The sequence below is a fragment of the Microcoleus sp. F4-D5 genome, from assembly GCF_036704885.1.
Taxonomy (GTDB): Bacteria; Cyanobacteriota; Cyanobacteriia; order Cyanobacteriales; family Microcoleaceae; genus Microcoleus.
Window position 1 is genome coordinate 87,161 of the sequence record NZ_JAUBSX010000017.1, and the last position, 20,918, is coordinate 108,078.

19 protein-coding genes are annotated in these 20,918 nt (G+C 44.1%); 11 read left to right on the plus strand and 8 right to left on the minus strand.

Translation table 11 applies throughout. From position 1 onward, the window contains the following. Nucleotides 1-29: 29 nt before the first annotated feature. The 4 genes from QUA80_RS10920 (at nucleotide 30) to QUA80_RS10935 (ending at nucleotide 5,864) form a co-directional block, all read left to right on the plus strand. On the plus strand, nucleotides 30-1,028 hold the full coding sequence (locus QUA80_RS10920; protein WP_333424017.1) for a hypothetical protein: 999 nt from the start codon (nucleotides 30-32) through the stop codon (nucleotides 1,026-1,028). Nucleotides 1,029-1,208: 180 nt separating this feature from the next. Next, entirely contained in the window at nucleotides 1,209-2,147 is a 939-nt protein-coding gene (locus tag QUA80_RS10925) for a hypothetical protein (protein WP_333424019.1), read from the plus strand. 70 nt (nucleotides 2,148-2,217) lie between these two features. Next, on the plus strand, nucleotides 2,218-5,256 hold the full coding sequence (locus tag QUA80_RS10930; RefSeq protein ID WP_333424021.1) for a hypothetical protein: 3,039 nt from the start codon (nucleotides 2,218-2,220) through the stop codon (nucleotides 5,254-5,256). Nucleotides 5,257-5,267: 11 nt separating this feature from the next. Beyond that, a complete protein-coding gene (locus tag QUA80_RS10935; RefSeq protein ID WP_333424023.1) occupies nucleotides 5,268-5,864 on the plus strand; it encodes a phage tail protein in 597 nt (198 codons plus the stop codon). A 378-nt stretch (nucleotides 5,865-6,242) separates the two neighbouring features. Here QUA80_RS10935 and devC read toward each other — a convergent pair whose 3' ends face one another. The 3 genes from devC to QUA80_RS10950 all read right to left on the minus strand — a co-directional run bounded on the left by devC (nucleotide 6,243) and on the right by QUA80_RS10950 (nucleotide 10,043). Continuing rightward, nucleotides 6,243-7,403: an ABC transporter permease DevC gene (gene devC / locus QUA80_RS10940; protein ID WP_333424051.1), complete on the minus strand. Its 1,161-nt coding sequence runs from the start codon at nucleotides 7,401-7,403 to the stop codon at nucleotides 6,243-6,245. Between the two features lie 187 nt (nucleotides 7,404-7,590). Continuing rightward, nucleotides 7,591-9,234, minus strand: coding sequence for an HlyD family efflux transporter periplasmic adaptor subunit (locus tag QUA80_RS10945; RefSeq protein WP_333424025.1), 1,644 nt, complete (start codon nucleotides 9,232-9,234; stop codon nucleotides 7,591-7,593). A gap of 71 nt (nucleotides 9,235-9,305) precedes the next feature. Beyond that, nucleotides 9,306-10,043 carry a phycocyanobilin:ferredoxin oxidoreductase gene (locus tag QUA80_RS10950; RefSeq protein WP_333424027.1) on the minus strand — a complete coding sequence of 246 codons (738 nt, stop codon included), beginning with the start codon at nucleotides 10,041-10,043 and terminating at the stop codon, nucleotides 9,306-9,308. Nucleotides 10,044-10,174: 131 nt separating this feature from the next. On the opposite strand from QUA80_RS10950, the gene QUA80_RS10955 reads away from it, so the two are divergent. Continuing rightward, nucleotides 10,175-10,372, plus strand: coding sequence for a twin-arginine translocase TatA/TatE family subunit (locus QUA80_RS10955; RefSeq protein ID WP_333424029.1), 198 nt, complete (start codon nucleotides 10,175-10,177; stop codon nucleotides 10,370-10,372). Between the two features lie 77 nt (nucleotides 10,373-10,449). Here QUA80_RS10955 and panB read toward each other — a convergent pair whose 3' ends face one another. The 5 genes from panB to QUA80_RS10980 all read right to left on the minus strand — a co-directional run bounded on the left by panB (nucleotide 10,450) and on the right by QUA80_RS10980 (nucleotide 15,430). Continuing rightward, nucleotides 10,450-11,229 carry a 3-methyl-2-oxobutanoate hydroxymethyltransferase gene (panB, locus tag QUA80_RS10960; RefSeq protein WP_333424031.1) on the minus strand — a complete coding sequence of 260 codons (780 nt, stop codon included), beginning with the start codon at nucleotides 11,227-11,229 and terminating at the stop codon, nucleotides 10,450-10,452. 523 nt (nucleotides 11,230-11,752) lie between these two features. Then, a complete protein-coding gene (locus tag QUA80_RS10965) occupies nucleotides 11,753-12,022 on the minus strand; it encodes a hypothetical protein (protein ID WP_333424032.1) in 270 nt (89 codons plus the stop codon). A 249-nt stretch (nucleotides 12,023-12,271) separates the two neighbouring features. Beyond that, nucleotides 12,272-13,078: a hypothetical protein gene (locus QUA80_RS10970; protein ID WP_333424034.1), complete on the minus strand. Its 807-nt coding sequence runs from the start codon at nucleotides 13,076-13,078 to the stop codon at nucleotides 12,272-12,274. A gap of 95 nt (nucleotides 13,079-13,173) precedes the next feature. Further along, nucleotides 13,174-13,653 carry a hypothetical protein gene (locus QUA80_RS10975; protein ID WP_333424036.1) on the minus strand — a complete coding sequence of 160 codons (480 nt, stop codon included), beginning with the start codon at nucleotides 13,651-13,653 and terminating at the stop codon, nucleotides 13,174-13,176. A 19-nt stretch (nucleotides 13,654-13,672) separates the two neighbouring features. Further along, nucleotides 13,673-15,430, minus strand: a complete 1,758-nt coding sequence (locus QUA80_RS10980; protein WP_333424038.1) for a serine/threonine-protein kinase — start codon at nucleotides 15,428-15,430, stop codon at nucleotides 13,673-13,675. A gap of 632 nt (nucleotides 15,431-16,062) precedes the next feature. Between QUA80_RS10980 and QUA80_RS10985 the strand changes: the two genes are divergently transcribed. From QUA80_RS10985 to QUA80_RS11010, 6 genes are all read left to right on the plus strand, one after another. After that, nucleotides 16,063-17,493, plus strand: a complete 1,431-nt coding sequence (locus QUA80_RS10985; RefSeq protein WP_015179212.1) for a form I ribulose bisphosphate carboxylase large subunit — start codon at nucleotides 16,063-16,065, stop codon at nucleotides 17,491-17,493. Nucleotides 17,494-17,630: 137 nt separating this feature from the next. Continuing rightward, the gene (gene rcbX, locus QUA80_RS10990) at nucleotides 17,631-18,041 is read left to right on the plus strand and encodes a RuBisCO chaperone RbcX (protein WP_333424040.1); all 411 of its coding nucleotides are present in this window, start codon (nucleotides 17,631-17,633) and stop codon (nucleotides 18,039-18,041) included. Nucleotides 18,042-18,086: 45 nt separating this feature from the next. Beyond that, the gene (locus QUA80_RS10995; RefSeq protein WP_333424042.1) at nucleotides 18,087-18,422 is read left to right on the plus strand and encodes a ribulose bisphosphate carboxylase small subunit; all 336 of its coding nucleotides are present in this window, start codon (nucleotides 18,087-18,089) and stop codon (nucleotides 18,420-18,422) included. Between the two features lie 123 nt (nucleotides 18,423-18,545). Beyond that, the gene (locus QUA80_RS11000; protein WP_333424044.1) at nucleotides 18,546-20,438 is read left to right on the plus strand and encodes an AAA family ATPase; all 1,893 of its coding nucleotides are present in this window, start codon (nucleotides 18,546-18,548) and stop codon (nucleotides 20,436-20,438) included. A gap of 101 nt (nucleotides 20,439-20,539) precedes the next feature. After that, entirely contained in the window at nucleotides 20,540-20,665 is a 126-nt protein-coding gene (locus QUA80_RS11005; RefSeq protein ID WP_333424045.1) for a hypothetical protein, read from the plus strand. Next, a partial coding sequence (locus QUA80_RS11010) for a winged helix-turn-helix domain-containing protein (RefSeq protein WP_333424047.1) occupies nucleotides 20,655-20,918 on the plus strand: 264 nt, incomplete at its 3' end. The genes QUA80_RS11005 and QUA80_RS11010, both read left to right, overlap by 11 nt.

The following is a 20,918-nucleotide window of genomic DNA, read 5'->3' on the forward strand; positions in this document are numbered from 1 at the left end:
GGGTTGCTTTTATTGAGTAACAAAAAACTATGACAAATTTAGAAGAAATTAAAAACCTCAAACAATCTATAGAAGCCGAATTACTAAGGCGACCGGGCGTGACTGGTGTAGATATTGGCTACAAATATGTGAATGGAGAGAGAACTGATGAAATTGTAATTCGTGTGTATGTAACAAAAAAGAAAATTCTTGCATCCTATGAAGCAATTCCTCGCGAAATTCATGGTATCAAAACTGATGTAATTGAATCGACGTTTGATGCTTTAATATCAACAGTCATAACTGAACTAATAGCAGATAGTGAAATAAATCTCCCTTACTACAATACATTAGTTGGTGGTATCAGTATTGGCCCATATCGAAGCACTAATCGCATCCTCTATTTTGGGACATTAGGAGCTATTGTCGAGGACAACAATCCTCCTTATAACCTGTTGGCATTGAGTAATTACCACGTTCTACTAGCAGGTAATATCAATCCACTGATCAATGAGATTGAGATCGGCCAACCAAGCCGAAGAGATGGTGGTAAATATCCAGATGATATCTTTGGTGTAGTCATGCGAGCCGCTTTGAAAGATGGTGGTTCTGTTGATTGTGCCACAGCCAGTATTAGAAACAGCCGTGCTGCTGAAGCCAAAATTGAACAGATTGGCAAAGTTAAGGGAACAACAAGTGCAATTTTGGGTATGCAGGTGCGCAAACGCGGTCGTACAACAGGGCTTACCTACGGTATTGTTGATGGTTGTCATGCCACAGTGCAAATTAACTATCCCGATCCCATAGGAGCTATCACCCTTACCGATCAAATCACGATTGTCCCAGATCCGAAAAAAAGTGCAGTTTGGACAGAAGAAGGTGATTCAGGAGCGGCGATCGTGATGGCGGGATCTGATGATGAGGTTTATATAGTTGGTTTGCACGTTTCAGGTAATAGTGATGGTTCACGGGGTACGGCAAATCATATTGATGCGGTAGAAAGGGCGCTCAATGTTAAGGTTGCCACTTTTAAAGATTGGCGCAGGTGAAGTCTAGAAGGCAAGGCACTTCAAAGGCACTGACAACGAATCAGTCTTTGCAAGATCAATTTCTAGAAACTGTAAATTCCTTAGCAAGGTGTGTTTGAGAAGGATGTACTAAGACTAATACGCCTAGATTTTTCAAGTAATAGACCAGTCATAAATCAATCGAAGGGAGAATTTTGATCGATGAAAATTCAGCTAATAGCTTATGAAATTGATACCCACGATCCAACCAAGTTGAATGATATCCTCCAGGCAAAAGGCATCCAATACGATGAGATGTCGGAAGAGGACTATTTCACCTGTCAAGCTAACGAGCTAAAAAATAAGATTCAAGGCCAGGTTGTCAAATACCTTAACGACGATACTCTAACTATCTTTATGGCACCAGAATTTTACTTTAAATATCGCAATGGGCTGCCATATCAGAGAACAACTTTCTTCAATAAGTTGGAATATCTGCAGGCTATCAGTATGGCTTTCTCTGAAGTAATGATTGTGCCTGGTTCGATCTGGTGGAGCGAACCAACTAAGGATGCGCGTAAAGTCATCGTGCATAACACTGTGCCGATTTTATTTGCTGGCAATATAATCCATACATGGCAAAAGGAGCGCCTCTCTCGTCTGGATGGCTTGAACAAGGGACCCCAGGTATGGGATCGAGATGAAGAAGATTACAAACGAATCCTGGATTCGAGCCAAACGCCATTCTTCCAGATCAATTTCAAGAACGACCCTACAAAACCTATTCTGTTCGGCATTGAGATCTGTCTGGATCACCTGACGCTAGATGATCCTCCAAATACGTATGGTGTCATGAGAACTAAATATCTTGAGAATTACCAAAACTTAAATCAAGGAGTGGGTGTAGATGTTCATCTACTGGTGGCAGCTGGAATGCCTTTGCAGAAAGAGAACATTGTTGCTAGAAATAACGGTGTTCTTTTCAGATCCGATGGCGGTCAAGGAATGAAAAGATCAAGCTGCGTAAAGATCCTCCGTTACGGCGCAGATCCTGTTCAGGAACTCCAAAAATGGAATCCGACTTTGGATGCACAGACACCTGGATACATTGAGCAAGATCCAGACAACCGTATTGCCATCTACCCAGCCATACAGCTATAGCCTGTTTAAGGAGAAGATGAGCGCCTTAGTGTAAAAGTAATCGTTACTCCTAGCAAAGGAAGTCACTAATATGACTCAGCAATATTTCTCAAAAACTTTCAATGAAGTTAGCATTTACTGGCGCATCGCCGATTTTAACGATGGATTTGAAGTCAAGGTATTTTTAAGTGGTGATGAATTGTGTAGCGGTTTATTACACAACGACAACAACCAAATTCCATTTCGTGCAAAACCTGGGTATCGTGGCCCTTATTATCTTCTCAGAGGGAGATTTAAATTCCAACATGATACGGAGGGAAACCCTGTATTAAGTCTCGATATTATATGTGAACCATCTATCAACCAAACCGATTACATTTTATATCCAACCGATGCCAAATATCCCATTGATATCATTGAATCAAAGGCATCAAGTAAACCAATTGATCTCAGTCAGTCAGAGGAGCCAAATGAGCCTCCTCAACCAATTGATATCATTGAACCTGAAGAACCAAGTCAGCCAATAGAACCAATCCATATTGACAATCCAGTATATGAGGAAAAGCCAGTACATATCGTTAATCCTGTTCCAGAAACATTACCAGAAACAGTACTTGTAAACAGTGGAGAACAGCAAGACCTCTTTCCTTTTGTTTATCTGCATACTTGGTCAGAAATTAAGCCGGATGAACTACAGAAACGTTTTGTCAAGTACGATCCGACAAAAGTACCGGATAAAATCAAATATGGTAAAGATGGTAAAGCTGGCTATCTATATGAAGAGTTAGTTAAGCTAGACAATAATGCTCGTTCTGACATCGAAAACGAGGCGAACAATTTTATTAAAGGGGGAACAGCAAAAAGTGGTAAATCTTATCAAGGTCAATTCCTGCAAAGTGTTAATGACTTACCAGGATATATAAAATTCTTTGCATTGCTTTACACATGGTTGCGTCATCAAAGATGTATTGATTTAGCAACAATCAAGTTCCATATTAAAAAGGTTCTACATATAAGTAGCTGGCATGATATCAAAGAATACGTCAAAGGTCACAGTCGTCATCTACCCGAACTGATTGGAGAGAAGATTACTGACAATACAGAGGGTGCTATCACAGATTACATGATTGCAAAAGATAGGGTATGGCAGAATTATTTTGCTTTGACTATCATCCCTGAATATCGCCCACGTCTCTTAGAAGAACTCACCAAGACTTTGGTGATGTGTCATCTAATTGAGAAAATTGCTGAAGATGATGAACATTGCCATCCAGGAAGTAGAATTATTACGACTGAAGAGATTCTAGAAGCAGCAAAAGCTACAATTGTATTGCCCAAAGATATCTTTCCTTTACCGCCAGCAAGTCAAGGTGAATCCCCATCAGAATCTAAACCAGCCGGATGGATTGAACCTTATGCCATAGGAGATTTACAGCTAGTTAGACAACGGTTACTGAGATATGAACTGGGAGAAGTAGCTCATATTGAAAACGTTTTAAAAGGGGAGCGAAAAGAGACTACCCAAAGAAAACTAAATCGAGTTAATGAATCGGTAACCAACGCCAGCGAACAGTTAGAAGAGATTGACACCGATATTCAAGGTACTAGAGCAGATCTATTAACCGAAACCCGAAAAACTCTGGCTCAAGATAAAATTACCACTACTTTCAACGACTTGAAAGCTACCTATGGCTCGCCAACAATCGTCACATACACAGGTTCGTGGTCTGTCGGAAATGCACCCGCATCAGAAAACCCATATCTAGAAAACGTCACTAATTTTGCTAAAAAAATCACGACCAGCACGGCAAATCGCATTGCTAGATATGTCAGCCAAGTGCGGACATTCAGCACCTTAAATGAGGCTGAAGAAATCGTTATCCACGCCTTTGACAATACAGAAATTACGAGCAATGTCATAGGTATCTATCGCTGGGTGAACAAGATTTATCGAGTCCATGTGGTGAATTACGGTCATCGTCTGATGATTCAATTCCTGCTGCCAAATCCGGCTCAATCCTACATTAGGAATTTGTTTCAGCTTAAAGGTATCTCTCTTGAGCCACCAATTAGTCCAGATAAACTGAATCTGAAATCTTACTCAGATGTCAAGAGAAAGGATTACGCTCAACTAGCGACAATCTACGATATCCAACCACCACCAATTGAAGTTAAAATTATTCCAATAGCGTTTAAAGATGGAGAGCCTATCAATTTGAAAAAAATACCCATTCCTGAAGGCTACAAAGCTGATTCTGCTTGTGTTGCTGGTGTTTTTTCCAATGACGCTGAACTGAAAGGATTTGTTGGTAAAGAAACCTTTACTCTCAACGCATCTACTAGGCAGCTCGACAGCTTAACAATGAATCAAGAAGATTCGGCGATCGCTGTCTCTGTGATGTGCAATAGCGAGGAAACAAATAAAAAATATTGTGTAACTATTGAAGTTAAATGCACTCTGACTTCTGAAAAAAATGAGGAATGGCAAATAAAAACCTATAACGCCATTCAGGAAGGGTATCGCCAACAAAAAGCGGAATATTACGAACGTGCCGGAGTAGAAAAAACCGAAATTGGGTCGCACAATCCGCTAGAAAACCGCCAAATTGAAAACAACGAACTCAAAAAAGGTTGCACAAAGCAACTTTTACAGCAGCACTTGCAACTTGTGGGTACTTCTGAAAATAATGCGATCGCTCAACTAAGGTATATCCAATTTTTTGAGCAAGCTTTTGAATGGGATGAGATGACCTATCAATTTTCCCCGCCTTTGCAGGAACAAGTAAGCCCTGAAGAATTTACGGTAACAGCCTTAAATTATTACTCAGGTACTGATTCTATCTTCACTAATTTTCTGCAAGCAGAATCCGCAAGAGTGCTGCTACCTGTAAGACCTAACTATACGATGCTGGTCTTATATTACCTGTCTTCAGGGATGATTTGGTCAGGGGAAAATTCACTCACCCCAACAAACGAGAAATATGTCTCAGTTGTCAACGAACTCAAAACATTACCAAAGCTAGATTGTGAGTGCAAGTATGTCAGCAAGCCGTGGGAAATTACAATTCCTACCTCGATGATTATGCTGCAAGATAGCTCGAAACTGCCGCAATTTCCAGTAGTTTTATGAGGTAAAAATTCATGTTCAATCTACCTATCCCCCCTCTGCCCCTTCCTCGTATGGGTTTAACTACACCCGTTGCTTTACCTGTTGGTACTGTTGTTGCTTTTGCCGGAAAGATTGCATCATTTGCCTCAGATCCACCATCAGAGTACACAACCAACATTGAAGCACTAGGTTGGTTGCTGTGCGATGGAACACTGCGCGAAAAATCTAAATATCCCGAACTCTTTGCAGTTCTCGGATACCTTTATGGGGGTGAAGGTGGCAAATTCAAGCTACCAGATTATCAAGGGCAATTTCTCAGAGGCGTTGATGGCGGTACTAACAACGATGATCCAGACGCATCAAGCCGCAAACATCCCGATCGTAGTAATAATAAGGATAACAACAATGGGGTTGGTTCGCGGCAGGAAGATGCACTACAAATTCATCAACATTCATACCAACTTGTCAACGAGATAACTGGGAGGTTGGGGGAGAATAAGGCTGCAATGCTTGTAGAAAAAGCTACTACTTTTACAGCCCTACCGCTGGATTCAGAAGCACGTACCAGTAAGGAAACCCGTCCCAAGAATGTATACGTTTATTACATCATCAAATATACTTATGGCTGATTATTTGGGGAGGGTAATTCCGCAGTTTGACTCGATGCGATCGCTCTCCTCACCTCTTTCTCTGCGTCCTATAATAAATCTTACGATCGAAATCGATCCATCAACCAAGCACCTACCTGAGATTGATCCTGCGTTCTACTTAACTGCAACGCTTCCTCTAACACAGACATTTGCAAACCTGGTAATACACCAGAAGAGGTAATTCTTTTGCTACCACCGTCTGCGATCGCCCCTCAAATCATTTATCCTGAGCGATTTCTGCGACGGGCTGCGCCTACGCATTTTTTCTCGTTACTGATTGTCTCTCTTAAAGTACGATCGCCCATTATTGTGGTCAAGTTACCAATTCCCTCCGCTACGCTGCGCCCATTACCAAATTTAAAATATATCTGCCGGATCGGCTGCCTGCAATTTCCTCACCGCGATCGCCCCCGATGCACCACACATAATTAGCGTCATTACAAACACAGTTAGAGCTTTTGCCGCAGTCATGTACATCGGCAAACTTGTAGCATTTCTCCCTAAATTGTACAGCACCAAAGAAACTCCAAACCCCGGCAAATAACCGATAACTGCGAGAATCAAAGCTTCTTGAAAAACCACGCTCAAAAAGTAAAAATCCTTATATCCCATCGCCTTCAGCGTCGCGTATTCCGGCAAGTGGTCGGTAACATCGGTATAGAGAATTTGATAAACAATCACGATGCCGACGATAAATCCCATAGCCGCGCCGAGAGTGAAAACAAAGCCGATCGCGGTACTTTCTTCCCAATATTTTCTTTCAATTTCAACGAACTCTGCTTTAGTAGAAATTCGCACGTCATTCGGCAAAGTTGCCCTCATTTTTTCCACAACAGCTTGAACGTCGGTTCCCGGCTGCAAGTGAATAATTCCTATATCAATTAAACCTTTCGTTCGGCGCGATGCAAAAATTCGCAGAAAGTTCAAATCGCTAGTAACCAGATTGCCATCAGCACCGAAAGATGCTCCTAAAGTAAATAACCCCTTGACCGTAACGCGGCGGTTGTCAACTTCAGTTTCAACAACTTTTCCCTGTTTGAAATACTCTGCTACTGGCCCAAACTCTGGGCGGGAAGCTTGGTCAAATAAAACCACATCCGAAATTTTGATTTTGTCCAAATTATTTTGGATTTCAGGCAGCTCAAAGATGGGATGAGCGGGGTCAAAACCGATTACCATCAATTGCCGAGTATTTCGCTGGTTGGGATCGGGGTTTTTCCACAATCCAAAGCCTAAATATACCGGACTAATTGCTGTAACGCCGTCAAAACTCAAGGCTTGATACAAGCGACGCTGGGGAAAACTTTTCATGGCTATTAAAGCCGTAGATTGAGTGCTGGTGATAAAAATATCCCCTTTTAATTTAGCGTGAAAGGTGATCGAACTTTCAAAAAGCGCGTCTCTAAACCCGAACTGCATAAACATTAGCAAGTCGGCAAAGCCAATGCCTGCTAATGCGACGGCTAAGCGCATTTTTTCGCGGGTTAACTGTGCCCAAGCTAGCGGTATTTTGCCCATAATAGTCAATCAATTTTAGATTTTAGATTTTAGATTTTAGATTTTGGATTTTGGATTGAATAATTTTAGGATTTAAGAATGGGTGTTGAGAAACCGGGTTTTTTACCCTTATTTGATTCACACCCTTAATCTCGTTAAAAAACCCGGTTGCTTGATTCCCCATGCGTAAGTCCTGTCCAGGTACAATTTAGATGTCTATTTTAACTTCAACCTGTAAGTTTGTGAACGATGCAACTTTCTTGCTCGATTCCGGATCGAGGCGAATTCTTACTTCGATAACTCTCGCGTCGGTGTCGGCGGCGGGGTCTGTACTAAGGACATCTTTTTTGCTGATTTGTTTGCCGATGCGAGCGACTTTTCCTTCCAAAGTGCCTGCAAAAACGGGGCTGCTGATGGTAGCGCGCTGGCCGTTTCGCACTTTGCCGATGTCGGTTTCGTAAACTTCTGCTACGGCGTACATTTGATCGGTGCGGCCTAGTTCTACGATGCCATCTTGAGTGTTGATGCGTTCTCCTTGTCGGGTGTGAACTTTGAGGATGGAGCCGGATACGGGTGCTTTTACGTAGCTTAAGTTTAAGTCTACTTGAGCTTTTTGTTTGGCGGCGATCGCACTTTCGACGGCTGCTTGGGCGGCTTGCACGTCTTCGGCACGGACTTCACCAATTTGGTCTAGATTTGCTTTGGCTTGATTGATTTGTTCTTGGCCTGTTTCTGCTTTTTGTTTGAGTATTGCTTCGGCTTGATTGATTTGTTCTCTACCAGTTTCTATCTTTTGATTTAAGGTGGCTCTGGCTTGGTTTATTTCCTGCTTGCCTGTTTCTAACTTGCGTCTGAGATTGGCGCGGGATTGATTGATTTCCTGCTTGCCTGTTTCTACTGTTTGTTTTAGTGTGGCTTTAGTTTCGACTATTTGCTCTTGCAGTGTTTGCACGGTTTTTTCTAATATCGCTTCAGCTTCTCTGACTTTTTCACGAGCCGTATCTGCAGTTAAGCGCTTTGTGTCATAAACTGAAGCAGAAATTGCACCTGTTTCGGCTAGTTCTTTGTTACGTTGTTGCTCGGCTTCGGCATTTTTCAATTCTGCTTTGAGGCGATCGACTGTAGCGTTTTGAGAGGCAATTTCGCCGCGCAATTGAGCTTCTAGCCTAGCAATTTTGGATTGCTGTACTTCAGTTTCTCTTTGGAGTTGTGCCTCAAATTTGGCAAGATTAGCTTGTTCGGCTTCGGTTTCTCTTTGGAGCCCGGCCTCGAATTTGGCGACGTTAGCTTGTTCGGCTTCGGTTTCTCTTCGCAGTTGAGCTTCTAAGCGGGCGACGTTAGCTTGTTCGGCTTCGGTTTCTCTTTGGAGTTGTGCTTCAAACTTGGCAACTTCGGCTTTCCCGGCACCTATTTGACCTGTTTTTGCGCCTGCTTGAATTTTCGCTAATTCTGCTTGTTTGACTTTGACTTCTTTGTCGGCTTGTTGGAGGATTGCTTGGAGCCGATCGCGCGTATCGAGAACTGCTATGATTTGTCCTTGACTGACTCGATCGCCCTCTTCCACCTGCAACTGTTCGATCCTCGCTCCCTCCGAAGCCGAAGGGGCCGACAATTTGATTACTTCTCCCTGCGGAGTCAGCCTACCCAAAGCGGTAACGCTGGTGCGGGTGGAGGCTGGACTTGCAGCAGCCGTGGCAGCGGCCACCTTTAACTCTTCGGCTTTTCTAATTTCAGATACTTGCCAAAAACCGACTCCTGTGGTAATAAGAGTGGCAGCGATCGCTAAACCGATGACTCCTCGCCCTGGGGGTTTTAAAAATGATTTATCCTTAACCCGTGATTCCTTTCCCATGACTTATAAAGTAGGTGATTTCCTAATTAAGTTTTTTCCACCCACGGTGAAGTATTGTAAACAAATTGCAGCTATTGAGGGAAATCAAAAAGCACCTCGGTCATGTAATGTTCTGCCCAATCTTGACCGAAAGCTTTTTCGAGTACGCGACGGGTTTTGTCGTTTTGCTGCTGCTGGGTGCAGTAGTAAATTTGAGCCTCGATAATTTTCGATTCTTCCTCCGCACAGACTGGTTCGGAAGCTACTGCTAGTTTGCAGTGAATTTCAACGTAGGATTCAACTATGTTCAGAAATCTGCTTTCTTCTTCGATAGACTCTGGCCGTACAAACAGACAAAATTCTGAGAAAATATCCCCCCATTCAGGAATTTGGCGGGGACAAGAAAAGTGGTTGACCGGCAAATTTTGCAGTCGAGCTCGGTAGGTTTCCGACAAAGTTCGACTGGAATTGAGGGGAGAAAGGTCTGCGATCGCCGCGCTAATTTGCCCTTTGCCTGCTACGATATCCGTACCGAACATCGGCAAAGCATAATTCTGTCTCGGAAACATCACGCAGTGCAGGATATCCAGCAGCGGTCCGACTTTAGCGAGTTCTAGGTGTATTTTGCGGAACTGGGGCGTTTGATAGCAGCGGTTTTCAATGATCAGTTTTTCTCCTTCCAAGCGCCCTTCCACGTATCCCAACTCAGCGGGCAGGTAGTAGGGTTCAAGGTCGAGATAGCGGTGCCATACTGCTTCCATCCGGTCTGCTAACTCGCGGATGAGGTAGTGCTGTTGCTCGCGCAGGGAAGGCTTGGATATTTCTAACATTCCTATTTATCGGGCGATAGCTTAATAAAACTTGATTCTACTGTTGCAGGATGCAGGAAAAAAGGTAGATACTTTTAAGGATATCAGCAGATCGACTTGCCGATCGAGCAAGTTTTACAGGAGATGAGTGTATGTTTGGTCTGGGATTGCCCGAATTGGGCATTATTGCGGTAGTCGCTATTCTAATTTTGGGGCCCAAGAAAATTCCTGAGTTGGGAAATGCTTTGGGAAAAACGCTGCGGAGTTTTAAGGAAGGGGTAGGTCTAGCTGATGATGAATCTGCCCAGAAGGAAAATGAGAAGGAGGAAGAGGGGCAGCCGAAGGTTTAAATAACATTTGCAGTCAGTAACGCCCTCCGACCGATTTTTATGAGGACGGACGTACTAACTACAAAACCTACTATTAATTACTGTTCGGGAAATTTTCCTTCTCTAACTTCTAGGGAATAATCTTTGACAGCTTGGGTAATTGTTTCTCGCAAATTGGCGTAAGCTTTCACAAAAGGGGGCTGCTTTTGTGAAAGTCCCAACAAATCAGAAGTAACTAAAACTTGTCCGTCGCAGTGCGGCCCGGCGCCGATACCAATGGTGGGAATAGTTAGTTTTTGGGTAATTTGAGCGGCTAAGTCTGCGGGAATGTGTTCTAGCACGATCGCAAAAACGCCTGCTTCTTGAAGCGCGATCGACTCTGCTATGATGCGATCGGCTGCTTGGGCCGTTTTTCCTTGTTTTTTGTAGCCGAGTTGGTGTACCGACTGCGGAGTTAAACCAACGTGGCCCATCACCGGAATTCCGGCGGATGTTAGCTGCGAAACTGTGGCGGCCATTGCTGGATATCCACCTTCTAATTTTACAGCTTGAGCGCCAGTTTCTTTCAAAACTCTCCCGGCCGAGTGGATGGCTTGCTGGGGACTTTCCTGATAGGTTAAAAACGGCAAATCGACAACAATTAATGCTTGTTGAACACCGCGACGCACTGCTTTAGCGTGGTGCAGCATTTCATCGAGAGTGAGGGGCAGTGTTGTCTCGTAGCCCAATATGGGCATTGCCAGAGAATCGCCGACTAGGATGATATCTACCCCTGCTAGATCTATGAGTTGGGCGATCGCATAATCATAAGCTGTCAGCGCGACAATTGGTCGCCGTTGTTGTTTCCACTGAATTAATTGATGAGTCGTGACTGACATTTTAGTGCAAAAATATAATATTATCTCCCGCTATTACTTATGATATCAAATTCGGGCGATCGCAGGTTATATAATTTATCATGATGCTATTGAAATCGCTTAAGAGTCAAACTTTTGTTCCAGCCGAGGGGGACTAAGAGTAAGATGAGAAAATTATATAAATTTTATACGCGAATATAACTTTGCATTCCCTCAGCAGACAAAACAATCAACTCCTGATTTTTCAAGTCCCCTTCTCAACCCAAATCTTCCTGGATAATTAAGCCGAGTCAAGCTTCTTCTCCTGCGGGACGTTCTACACAACCATACCTGCCTTCTCGTCCAGCTACGGCAAGAGTAACATTTTTGAACAGACGAAATTTTCTGGTTCCTATTGCTGTATTTCCTTGGATTTCACCAACAAGGGTTAAACTTAACTGAGCGATAATACAATTCAGGGTACATATTTTATTTTTAAATAATATATGTAACTGAGAGCGCTGTTGTTATTTATTGTTGAATTTGGGTTGACAATTGTTGCAAATTAATAGCAAAAATGCTCTCTAATTATTGAGTTGCGAAGCTTCTGCCATTCTTGTTTAGAAACATCTGCACGAGTTTTGTCACCCGATGGATCGCGGATATCCCAAATTGTATCTGCAATCCGATCGAGCGATCGCGCATGAGAACGATAATCGAAGTCCCAGAAAGCATCACCGACGCAATCTCCTTGTGTAGTAATCATTTCTCGATCGACTGTACTGCGAATAGCATTCCATTCGCGGATGTAGGCGGAAGCATCGTCAGATCGCAATTTGCGACCTCCTAATTGAGGATTCACTCTATAAAAAAACCAATCCGTAAACCTATCCACAGCTTGAGTGCGTGATTCATAATCGCGCGCTGTAGCACTATCTAGATTGGAACCACCCAGTACAAGCGATATAGCTAATGCACACACCCCTAAAAACTTCGATCTTGACTTAATTGAAAGTGATTTAGTTAGCACGATTAAACCCAATAAAAATTATGAATTTCCCCAATATAGCTGGCGATCAATCTTTCATTGCCATCCATCTCTAGAACAAGAAATTCCTCCTGTTTTAGGTACGAGAGTAGATAAACACCAATAATTTTTACCATCAAACACAACGCCTTTTTTGATATATTGTAAGTCAGAGAGAGGTTGCCACGGTCGCTCGATATTAGACTCGTCATAATATCGATATTGTTTTCCCTTGACCTCTAAACCCTGATCCGTACCTCCCAACCAATAACGACCTTCTTGAATTATGTTTGATGACGAGTTTTGTTGATTGCTATCTGTCTTTTTCTCAATCCACCAATTCCTCACAAAACGTTTGGTATTTTCAGAACCTCTTGTCGTAGCGACTATAACTAGCAGTTCTCCTTGTTGATTGATAAACTCAAAACGACAAGGCCCCTCTCCTGTACCAGAACAATCCTTAATCTCTTTATATCCCAAATCAAATAGCTCTTTAACAGAACGATCTCTGAGGTTGGCTTGACCATGTAAGCTTGGCTGCCACCGTTGTTGAATCAGGATTTGACGCGCCTCTTTGTATGGCATACCTTGTTGAAGAGGTATTTTTTTGGGGGGACTTAGAGAATTTTCAAGGCTGACTTGAACTTTTTTATTTAAAGCCTCGATTGTTGAATTTTTCAGTGGATTATTCAGGTAATTTTTTTTACTTGTTGTATCGATGTTTGCACTATTTATGCTGGGAACTTGTTGCTGTGGGGCAGCACCGGCAAAACTTGTATATCCAATAGCGATTAGTCCCATCAATGGTGCAATAATTCTGGTTGTAATAAGAGTGCGATCGCATATCCAACTTTTCATACTCATCGGTTTAAAACCTTTCTTTTTACAGAGTTGTGTAGAGATGACCTCTACTCTAGGAGTTATCTTCGATAAATGCTGCGGTGTAAGGCGATCGAGTCTCACAGTCCACAATTGGAAATATACATTTCGCGTCGAATTGCTGACCATTCACTAATGCCGATCCGATCGCTTTTGGGAATTGGCTGTCCGGTGCGTTGAGGATGGCGGCTGTAAAAAATTGTATCTGCAAGTAAATCGTAGGTTTGTTCGTAGGTTTCGCCGTTAATTGTCGTGAATTCCCATCCTGTATCTCCTGGGGCGGGCCTAAAGCAGACTTCTTGTACCGACTTGACTCGCGGATCGATCGCTTCGCGCAATCTCAGCCATTGATTGCTATATTCGCGATCGCCAGCTTGGAGTTTGCGATTGTTTAACTGAGGATTAACTCTGTAGAATAAGAAATCGGTCAATCGATCGACGGCTTGTTCTCGCGATTCGGCTTTGGCTAGATTGGGGCTGATGAACGCAAGGACGATCGCCAGAGCACCAACCATTGAAAATTTTGAGACAGACTTAATTGATAACGACTCGATTAGCATAGTGATTTAATGTTAATTTCTACCGCCATCCCAACCACCTGAGCACGGGCACAACTAAATAATGACTTACTCCCAAACACAGCCCGATCGCACTTCCCAACAAACCAAAAAACACAATTGAGCCCCAAATTTGCAGCCAGCCGAAGGTAACGTTAGAGAGTGACAAAATCCCAAAGAAACTCCCCGGAAAAATGTTCCAAGCATTCAGAAACAGAAACATTCCCGTAGAGAAAACAGCCACTACCAAAGCGTGAACTAATTGATGGCTCCGCAAACCCATTCCCACAGTCAAAGAGGCGATCGCAAAAGCTCCCAAAATAACCCCCTGCACACCACTAGAAGCTGTTGCTTCCATCCAGCACAAACCCGCCAACAAATAGCCCTGAGCTCCCATCAATCCAGACAGCCAATACTGTTTTTGCTGGCGAAAACTCCCCGCATCCGTCAAACCGATCGCAGTTCCCAATCCCGCAAATCCAAACAGCAGGACTTCCGGCCCGACAGCGAAAGTCATGTTAGGCATTAGTTGCTGCAAACCTTCATTCAGAAAACTGGCAATTTGCGGGCCTAGAGGCGAAGCATAGCCCAAAACCAAACCGCCGATCGCCCCCGCACTTCCCCCAACGCCGCCGAGCACCATTTCCCAGCCAGTATCCAGAGAAGCTACCACGATTTGGGCGATCGCGCCGAACAGCAAAACCGTCAAATTTGCCGTTTTTTGCGCCCCCGCCACCACTGCTTGCCGGCAGAATTCTACAATAGCTTGACCCATTGGGGCGATCGCGATTTTGCCCTTACTCCTAGCATAAATCTCCTGCAAACGCGCCCGAAGATCGCCAGCAGTCGCCGGACGCTGCTGCACGTTCGATCGCACCATATCGTCCAACAAATTCGCCAAAGCCGGACTCACAGATACGATGTGCCGCCACCGCAACTCCCCCGTCATCGGATCTTCAATTTCCGCCGGATACTTCCCCGTCAGCAAGTGAATGCAAGTCCGCCCCAGGGCATAAAAATCCGTTGCCGGCACCACACCGCCGCCCGCAATTTGTTCCGGCGGACTGTACCCGGGCGAAATCAACCGCGTCGAACTCCGAGAATCTTTTCCCACGGATTCGACACCGCCCATTTGTTTAACTCCCCCAAAGTCGATCGCCACCAATTGCAGTCCGCCCAAACCCTTGCTCAGCAAAACTTGGGGCGATTCCGGGTCTCGCAGCATCAAATTTGAGGGTTTAATGTCGCGGTGAATAATCTGACACCTGTGCAACTCCTCTAAAATTTCCACAGCTTGACTCAGCCAACTAAACACCCATTCCTGCGGACATCCTTGAGGGTGCTCGTCGAGAACCTCTTCTAAAGTTTTGCCGTGAATCTTTTCCATTACCAAACAAGGCAGCCGCTTCGCTGCAGGATTTCCATCCCCGCCTGCAAAATTTTGCGTTTGGACGTGGAAATAACCGTCAGGCTCGACTCTCGGGACGCCGGGGTGCTGCAAACGTGCCAAAACCCAAGCTTCTTGCTCGAACAGTTTCAGGGCTTTGGCGGAAGTTTCGAGCAACACTTTCAGAACGCGCTCGGTTTGAGTTTCTGTGTCCCAGACTGTGAAAATTGCTGCAAAACCCCCGGAACCGAGGCTTTCTATAGGCACGTAGCGATTTTTTAGGCGCAGGGGAGCCCCGCAACTATGACAAAAATTGTTGCCCCAAGTCTGAGGGTAGGGCCTTGGGCAATCTGGATTGATGCAGTGGACGGCTTTTGAAGGGGGGTGAGGCACAACCAGAGTAAAAATGGGGCTAAATATCCATAGTAGACTTACGCGCAGCTAACCCAGAAACCCGGTTTTGAGCGAGGTTAAATGGCTGTAACGAGGTATTTGGTTTGAGAGCACAAGTCCTGTCCATATTATGTGCTATGCTGTCGATTTTTGAGTTGGCGGTCTGGAAGTCACGGGATTTTAGATTTTAGATTTTGGATTTTAGATTGCTACACACTCAATTGCAGTTGAGATCGATCGCCCGATCGATCGCAACTGCCAACCACAACTTTAGGTATTTCTAACTAATTACCCTGACCCATTAAGAATTACCCATTACCAGTTATCAATAGTGATTTTTAAGTATTAAATTCTTTACATATAGCGTATTTTTATGCTGTTCTGCTCGCTGCACCCGATTTTTCGCTAGCTCAAAATTCCTCCCCGCTCTGCGATCCCCAGCCTTTCCTCGTACATCCTTCGCCGCTTGCATATTATAAGATATGTTACAAATGTTTTCCTAATGTAAAGCCAAATAAATAATACTTATGATGATTAAAAGAATATTAAAATTTGAGAGTGCCACTTTGTTGATATATTTTTAACAGCCTGCGATCGGGCAAAAAAATTAAGCGAATACTAGGAAGCGAGATATGGCTTACGCGCAAACCCAAACTCAATCAAAGGCTGGGTATAAAGCCGGAGTTCAAGACTATAAACTAACGTATTACACGCCGGACTACACCCCAAAAGATACAGATGTTTTGGCGGCTTTCCGGGTAACACCGCAGCCGGGAGTTCCCCCAGAAGAAGCAGGCGCTGCTGTGGCTGCTGAATCTTCTACAGGTACATGGACGACTGTTTGGACTGACCTCCTGACCGACCTCGACCGCTACAAAGGTCGCTGCTACGACATCGAGCCAGTTCCCGGTGAAGACAACCAATACATCTGCTTCATTGCTTATCCTTTGGATTTGTTTGAAGAAGGTTCAGTCACCAACTTGCTGACCTCTTTGGTGGGTAACGTGTTCGGTTTCAAAGCTCTGCGCGCTCTGCGGTTGGAAGACTTGCGGATTCCCATTGCTTACCTGAAAACCTTCCAAGGCCCTCCTCACGGTATTACCGTCGAGCGGGACAAATTGAACAAGTACGGTCGTCCTTTGCTGGGCTGTACAATTAAACCCAAATTGGGTCTGTCTGCTAAGAACTACGGTCGTGCCGTTTACGAAGTTCTGCGCGGCGGTTTGGACTTCACCAAAGACGACGAAAACATCAACTCGCAACCGTTCATGCGCTGGCGCGATCGTTTCTTGTTCGTTCAAGAAGCTATTGAAAAAGCCCAAGCAGAAACCGGCGAAGTCAAGGGTCACTACCTCAACGTAACCGCCCCCACCTGCGAAGAAATGATGGAGCGGGCTGAGTTCGCTAAGGAAATCAAAACCCCCATCATCATGCACGACTACCTGACCGGTGGTTTCACTGCAAACACCAGCTTGGCCAAATGGTGCCGCCGCAACGGTGTGTTGCTGCACATCCACCGCGCCATGCACGCCGTGATCGACCGTCAGAAGAACCACGGTATCCACTTCCGCGTACTTGCCAAGTGCTTGCGGATGTCCGGCGGCGACCACCTGCACTCCGGTACAGTTGTGGGCAAACTCGAAGGCGAAAAAGGCATCACGATGGGCTTCGTAGACTTGATGCGCGAAGACCACATCGAACAAGACCGCGCTCGCGGTATCTACTTCACCCAAGATTGGGCTTCCATGCCCGGTGTCATGCCGGTTGCTTCCGGCGGTATCCACATTTGGCACATGCCTGCTTTGGTGGAAATTTTCGGCGACGACTCCTGCTTGCAGTTTGGTGGCGGTACATTGGGACACCCTTGGGGTAACGCACCTGGTGCAACTGCTAACCGCGTTGCTTTGGAAGCTTGCGTCCAAGCTCGTAACGAAGGTCGCAACCTGATGCGCGAAGGCGGAGACATTATCCGCGAAGCTTGCCGTTGGAGCCCTGAATTGGCCGTTGCTTGCGAACTGTGGAAAGAAATCAAGTTCGAGTTTGAAGCAATGGATACCGTCTGATGATTTTGGGTTAAAGATTTTAGGTTTGAGATCGCAAACTTGCTGGGAAGTCTTTATCTTTGAAGAAGATTTACAAGTAAGTTTGCATCCAAAATCTAAAATCCAAAATCTAAAATTTGAGGGAGCTGGGGTCAAAAATGGATCTCAAACAAGTTGCGAAAGACACCGCTAAGGTGCTGGCAAGTTACCTAACCTATCAATCCGTGCGGATGGTGGTCGCTCAGTTGAGCGAAACCAATCCTCCTCTGGCAATCTGGTTGAACGACTTTTCCACTAAGGCCAAAATCCAAGACGGAGAAGCTTACATTCAAGAACTGCTGTTGGAAAATCAAGATTTGGGATTTCGGATCATGACTGTCCGGGAGTATCTCGCTCATGATGTAGTGGAATTTTTGCCGGAGATGGTTCGCACTAACATTCAACAGGCGAATATGGAACACAGGCGCCAGCATTTGGAGCGAATCACGCAACTTAATTGGTCTCTCCCTAGCAGCAATCCTGAAAGTTCAATTGATTCTGAACCGAATCTGGATAATTTGTCCAGTTGAGCGATCGACTTGTGCGATCGAACACACACCTTAGAGATACCAAAAATGAAGACTTTACCTAAAGAGCGCCGTTACGAAACTCTGTCTTATTTGCCCCCGCTGAGCGACTCGCAAATTGCCAAGCAACTCCAGTACATCCTGGATCAAGGCTACATTCCCGGCGTAGAATTCAGCGAAAGCTCTGCCGCTGAAATGCACTATTGGACTCTGTGGAAGTTGCCTTTGTTTGGTGCAAAATCACTGCCGGAAATCATGACAGAAATTCAAGCTTGCCGTCAAGAATATCCCCAGTGCTACATCCGCGTGATGGGTTTTGACAACGTGAAGCAGTGCCAAGTGCTCAGCTTCATCGTCCACAAGCCTAACACCAGAGGCTACTAAAGACCGCTTGAATTGTTAGAAGTTCGTTAAGCCAAGTAGAAGCAATTTACCTATTGTTTCTACTTGGCTTAATTTTATTTAAGTCTGGAATATTACACAATAAACTTATTCTGATTTAGATTTATGCCTAGATTTATTTCTCCACCCCTTGACCAACTATCTTCTTTGAGAACGCCTCTGACAAAAGGAGAAAGAAAGGTTTTAGATTTTTTTCTGAAACACTTGCCAGAGGAGTGGGAAATTTACATTCAGCCACACCTTAACGGTTTACGACCGGACTTTGTTTTATTAAATCCCAAAGTCGGGATAGCAGTTTATGAGATCAAAGACTGGGATCTAAATGCGATGCCTTATAGAGTGCAAAATTCCTTAGAAGGCATCCCTGAACTTTGGGCTACTTCCCGCACAGGTGTGGATTTTAAGGTGGCGGATAACCCTATTGAGAAAGCTATTCATTATAAAGATAGCATTTTGAACCTGTACTGTCCGCGACTGGCGATTAACGCTTTAACTGATGGTAAATTTTTATCTATTGTTACCGCTGGTGTCATTTTAACTAAAGCCACTACCAGTGAAATCGAGAGGTTATTCTCCCCTTTTCAACAATATTTCAAGCTTTTAGATGCTAAAGAACAATATTACCCAATTGTTGGTATTGATGCGCTACAAGGAGGAGAGTTAAATAAAGTTTTTCCTTCATCCCGTTGGCGTTCCTCTAAATTTATGAACGCTCAACTGGCCCAGGACTTGCGACATTGGTTGATTGAACCAGATTCTGAGTCAACTCAGCGACAGCCACTTGAACTGAACAAAAAACAACAAGATTTAGTAGCAACTCGCACCGCAACAGGTTATCGACGCATCAAGGGTTCAGCAGGGTCAGGCAAGTCCTTGGTTTTGGCAGCAAAGGCGGCTCTATTATCTACACAAAAGAAAGATATTTTAGTTGTTACTTTTAACATTACCTTGTGGCATTACTTGAGAGATGTAGCTGTCCGCTATCAAATGCCCAAGAAAATGGATACTCAATATATTACTTGGTGTCACTTCCACGAATGGTGTAAGGGAGTTTGCTTGGCTGCAGGATTTAAAAAGGAGTACGATGCACTGTGGGGGGACGGACAAAATATTGATGAAGTTCTGGAAGTAGATTTAATTAATTTAGTCAATGAGGTGATATCACAAGATCGAAAGAAAGAAAAGGAGCAAAGGCAAATCCCCACCTACGATGCTATTTTAGTTGATGAAGGTCAGGATTTTAATCTTGATTGGTGGAATACTCTCCGCAAGGTACGTCGGGACAAAGGTGAAATGCTGCTAGTGGCAGATGAGACGCAAGACCTTTACCAACGAGCTAAAGATTGGACAGAGGAAAGTATGGCAGGGGCTGGGTTTGTTGGCCCGTGGACTAGGCTGGATATCAGCTATCGGATGCCTCCTACTTTAATCAATTATTTGGAGAAATATGCCAAGCAGTATTTACCAAATAGCTCGATTAATATTCCTGAAGCTGAAACTTCAGAACTCGATATTTGGCCTGTACAAATGCGGTGGGTTCAGTTAAACCCTAATGTTCAAGCAGTTAGTCTTTGTACTGATGCAGTGTTAAGTATGCCAATTTGGACTCAACCTGAAACATTAGCTTATTCTGACATTACTTTGCTTTTACAAGATCATAAATTTGGTTTGCAGTGTGTCGAATTACTTGAACGAAGTAACGTCAAAACAGCCCATGTTTTCGGTAACGACCGCATCGAGCAAAAGCACCGCAAATTGGGCTTTTTTATGGGTGATGCTAGAGTTAAGGCTACCACTATTCACAGCTTTAAAGGTTGGGAGTCTCGCTGCATGGTCATCCATATTAGTCGCGCCAACTTACCAGAAGACCTGGCTACTATTTATGTAGCATTGAGCCGTCTCAAGCGACACACCGCAGGCAGCTATTTGACAGTAATCTGTTCTGCTCCAGAACTAGAAGTGTTTGGAAAAACCTGGCAAACATTTGAGCGGTTATAGATGAATAAATCCTCAATTTTAAGGTGTGAGGCAATATAGCAATCCTAAATCAGAATCAATATTATGATACAATTATATGCAATACTCGATCGTAAAAAAAAATGAATAACTTACAACTTCCACAAAAAGACATGGAAAAAGAAATACCCCAATTAGAATCTTTCATTAAAAGCGATATCGATGCTGTGAGAACTAAAACGAGCAATAGCTGTCAGGATGGCGCTTGAAGGTAAGCTGTACCATGAAATTAGCAAAGTGTTAGGTGTAAGTGAATTCTTTGTTGGTTATTGGAAAAAGATTTTTAAAACCCAAGGAGTCGAAGGAATAAAACTAGGATATAAAGGCTCGGCAGGGTATTTGACAGAGCGACAAACGGATGTAGTAGTCGAGTGGTTAAAGAATAAACAATATTGGAACTTAGAAGAGTTAGTGACTTATGTAGAACAAGAGTTTGGTGTGAGCTATAAATCAAAACAGAGC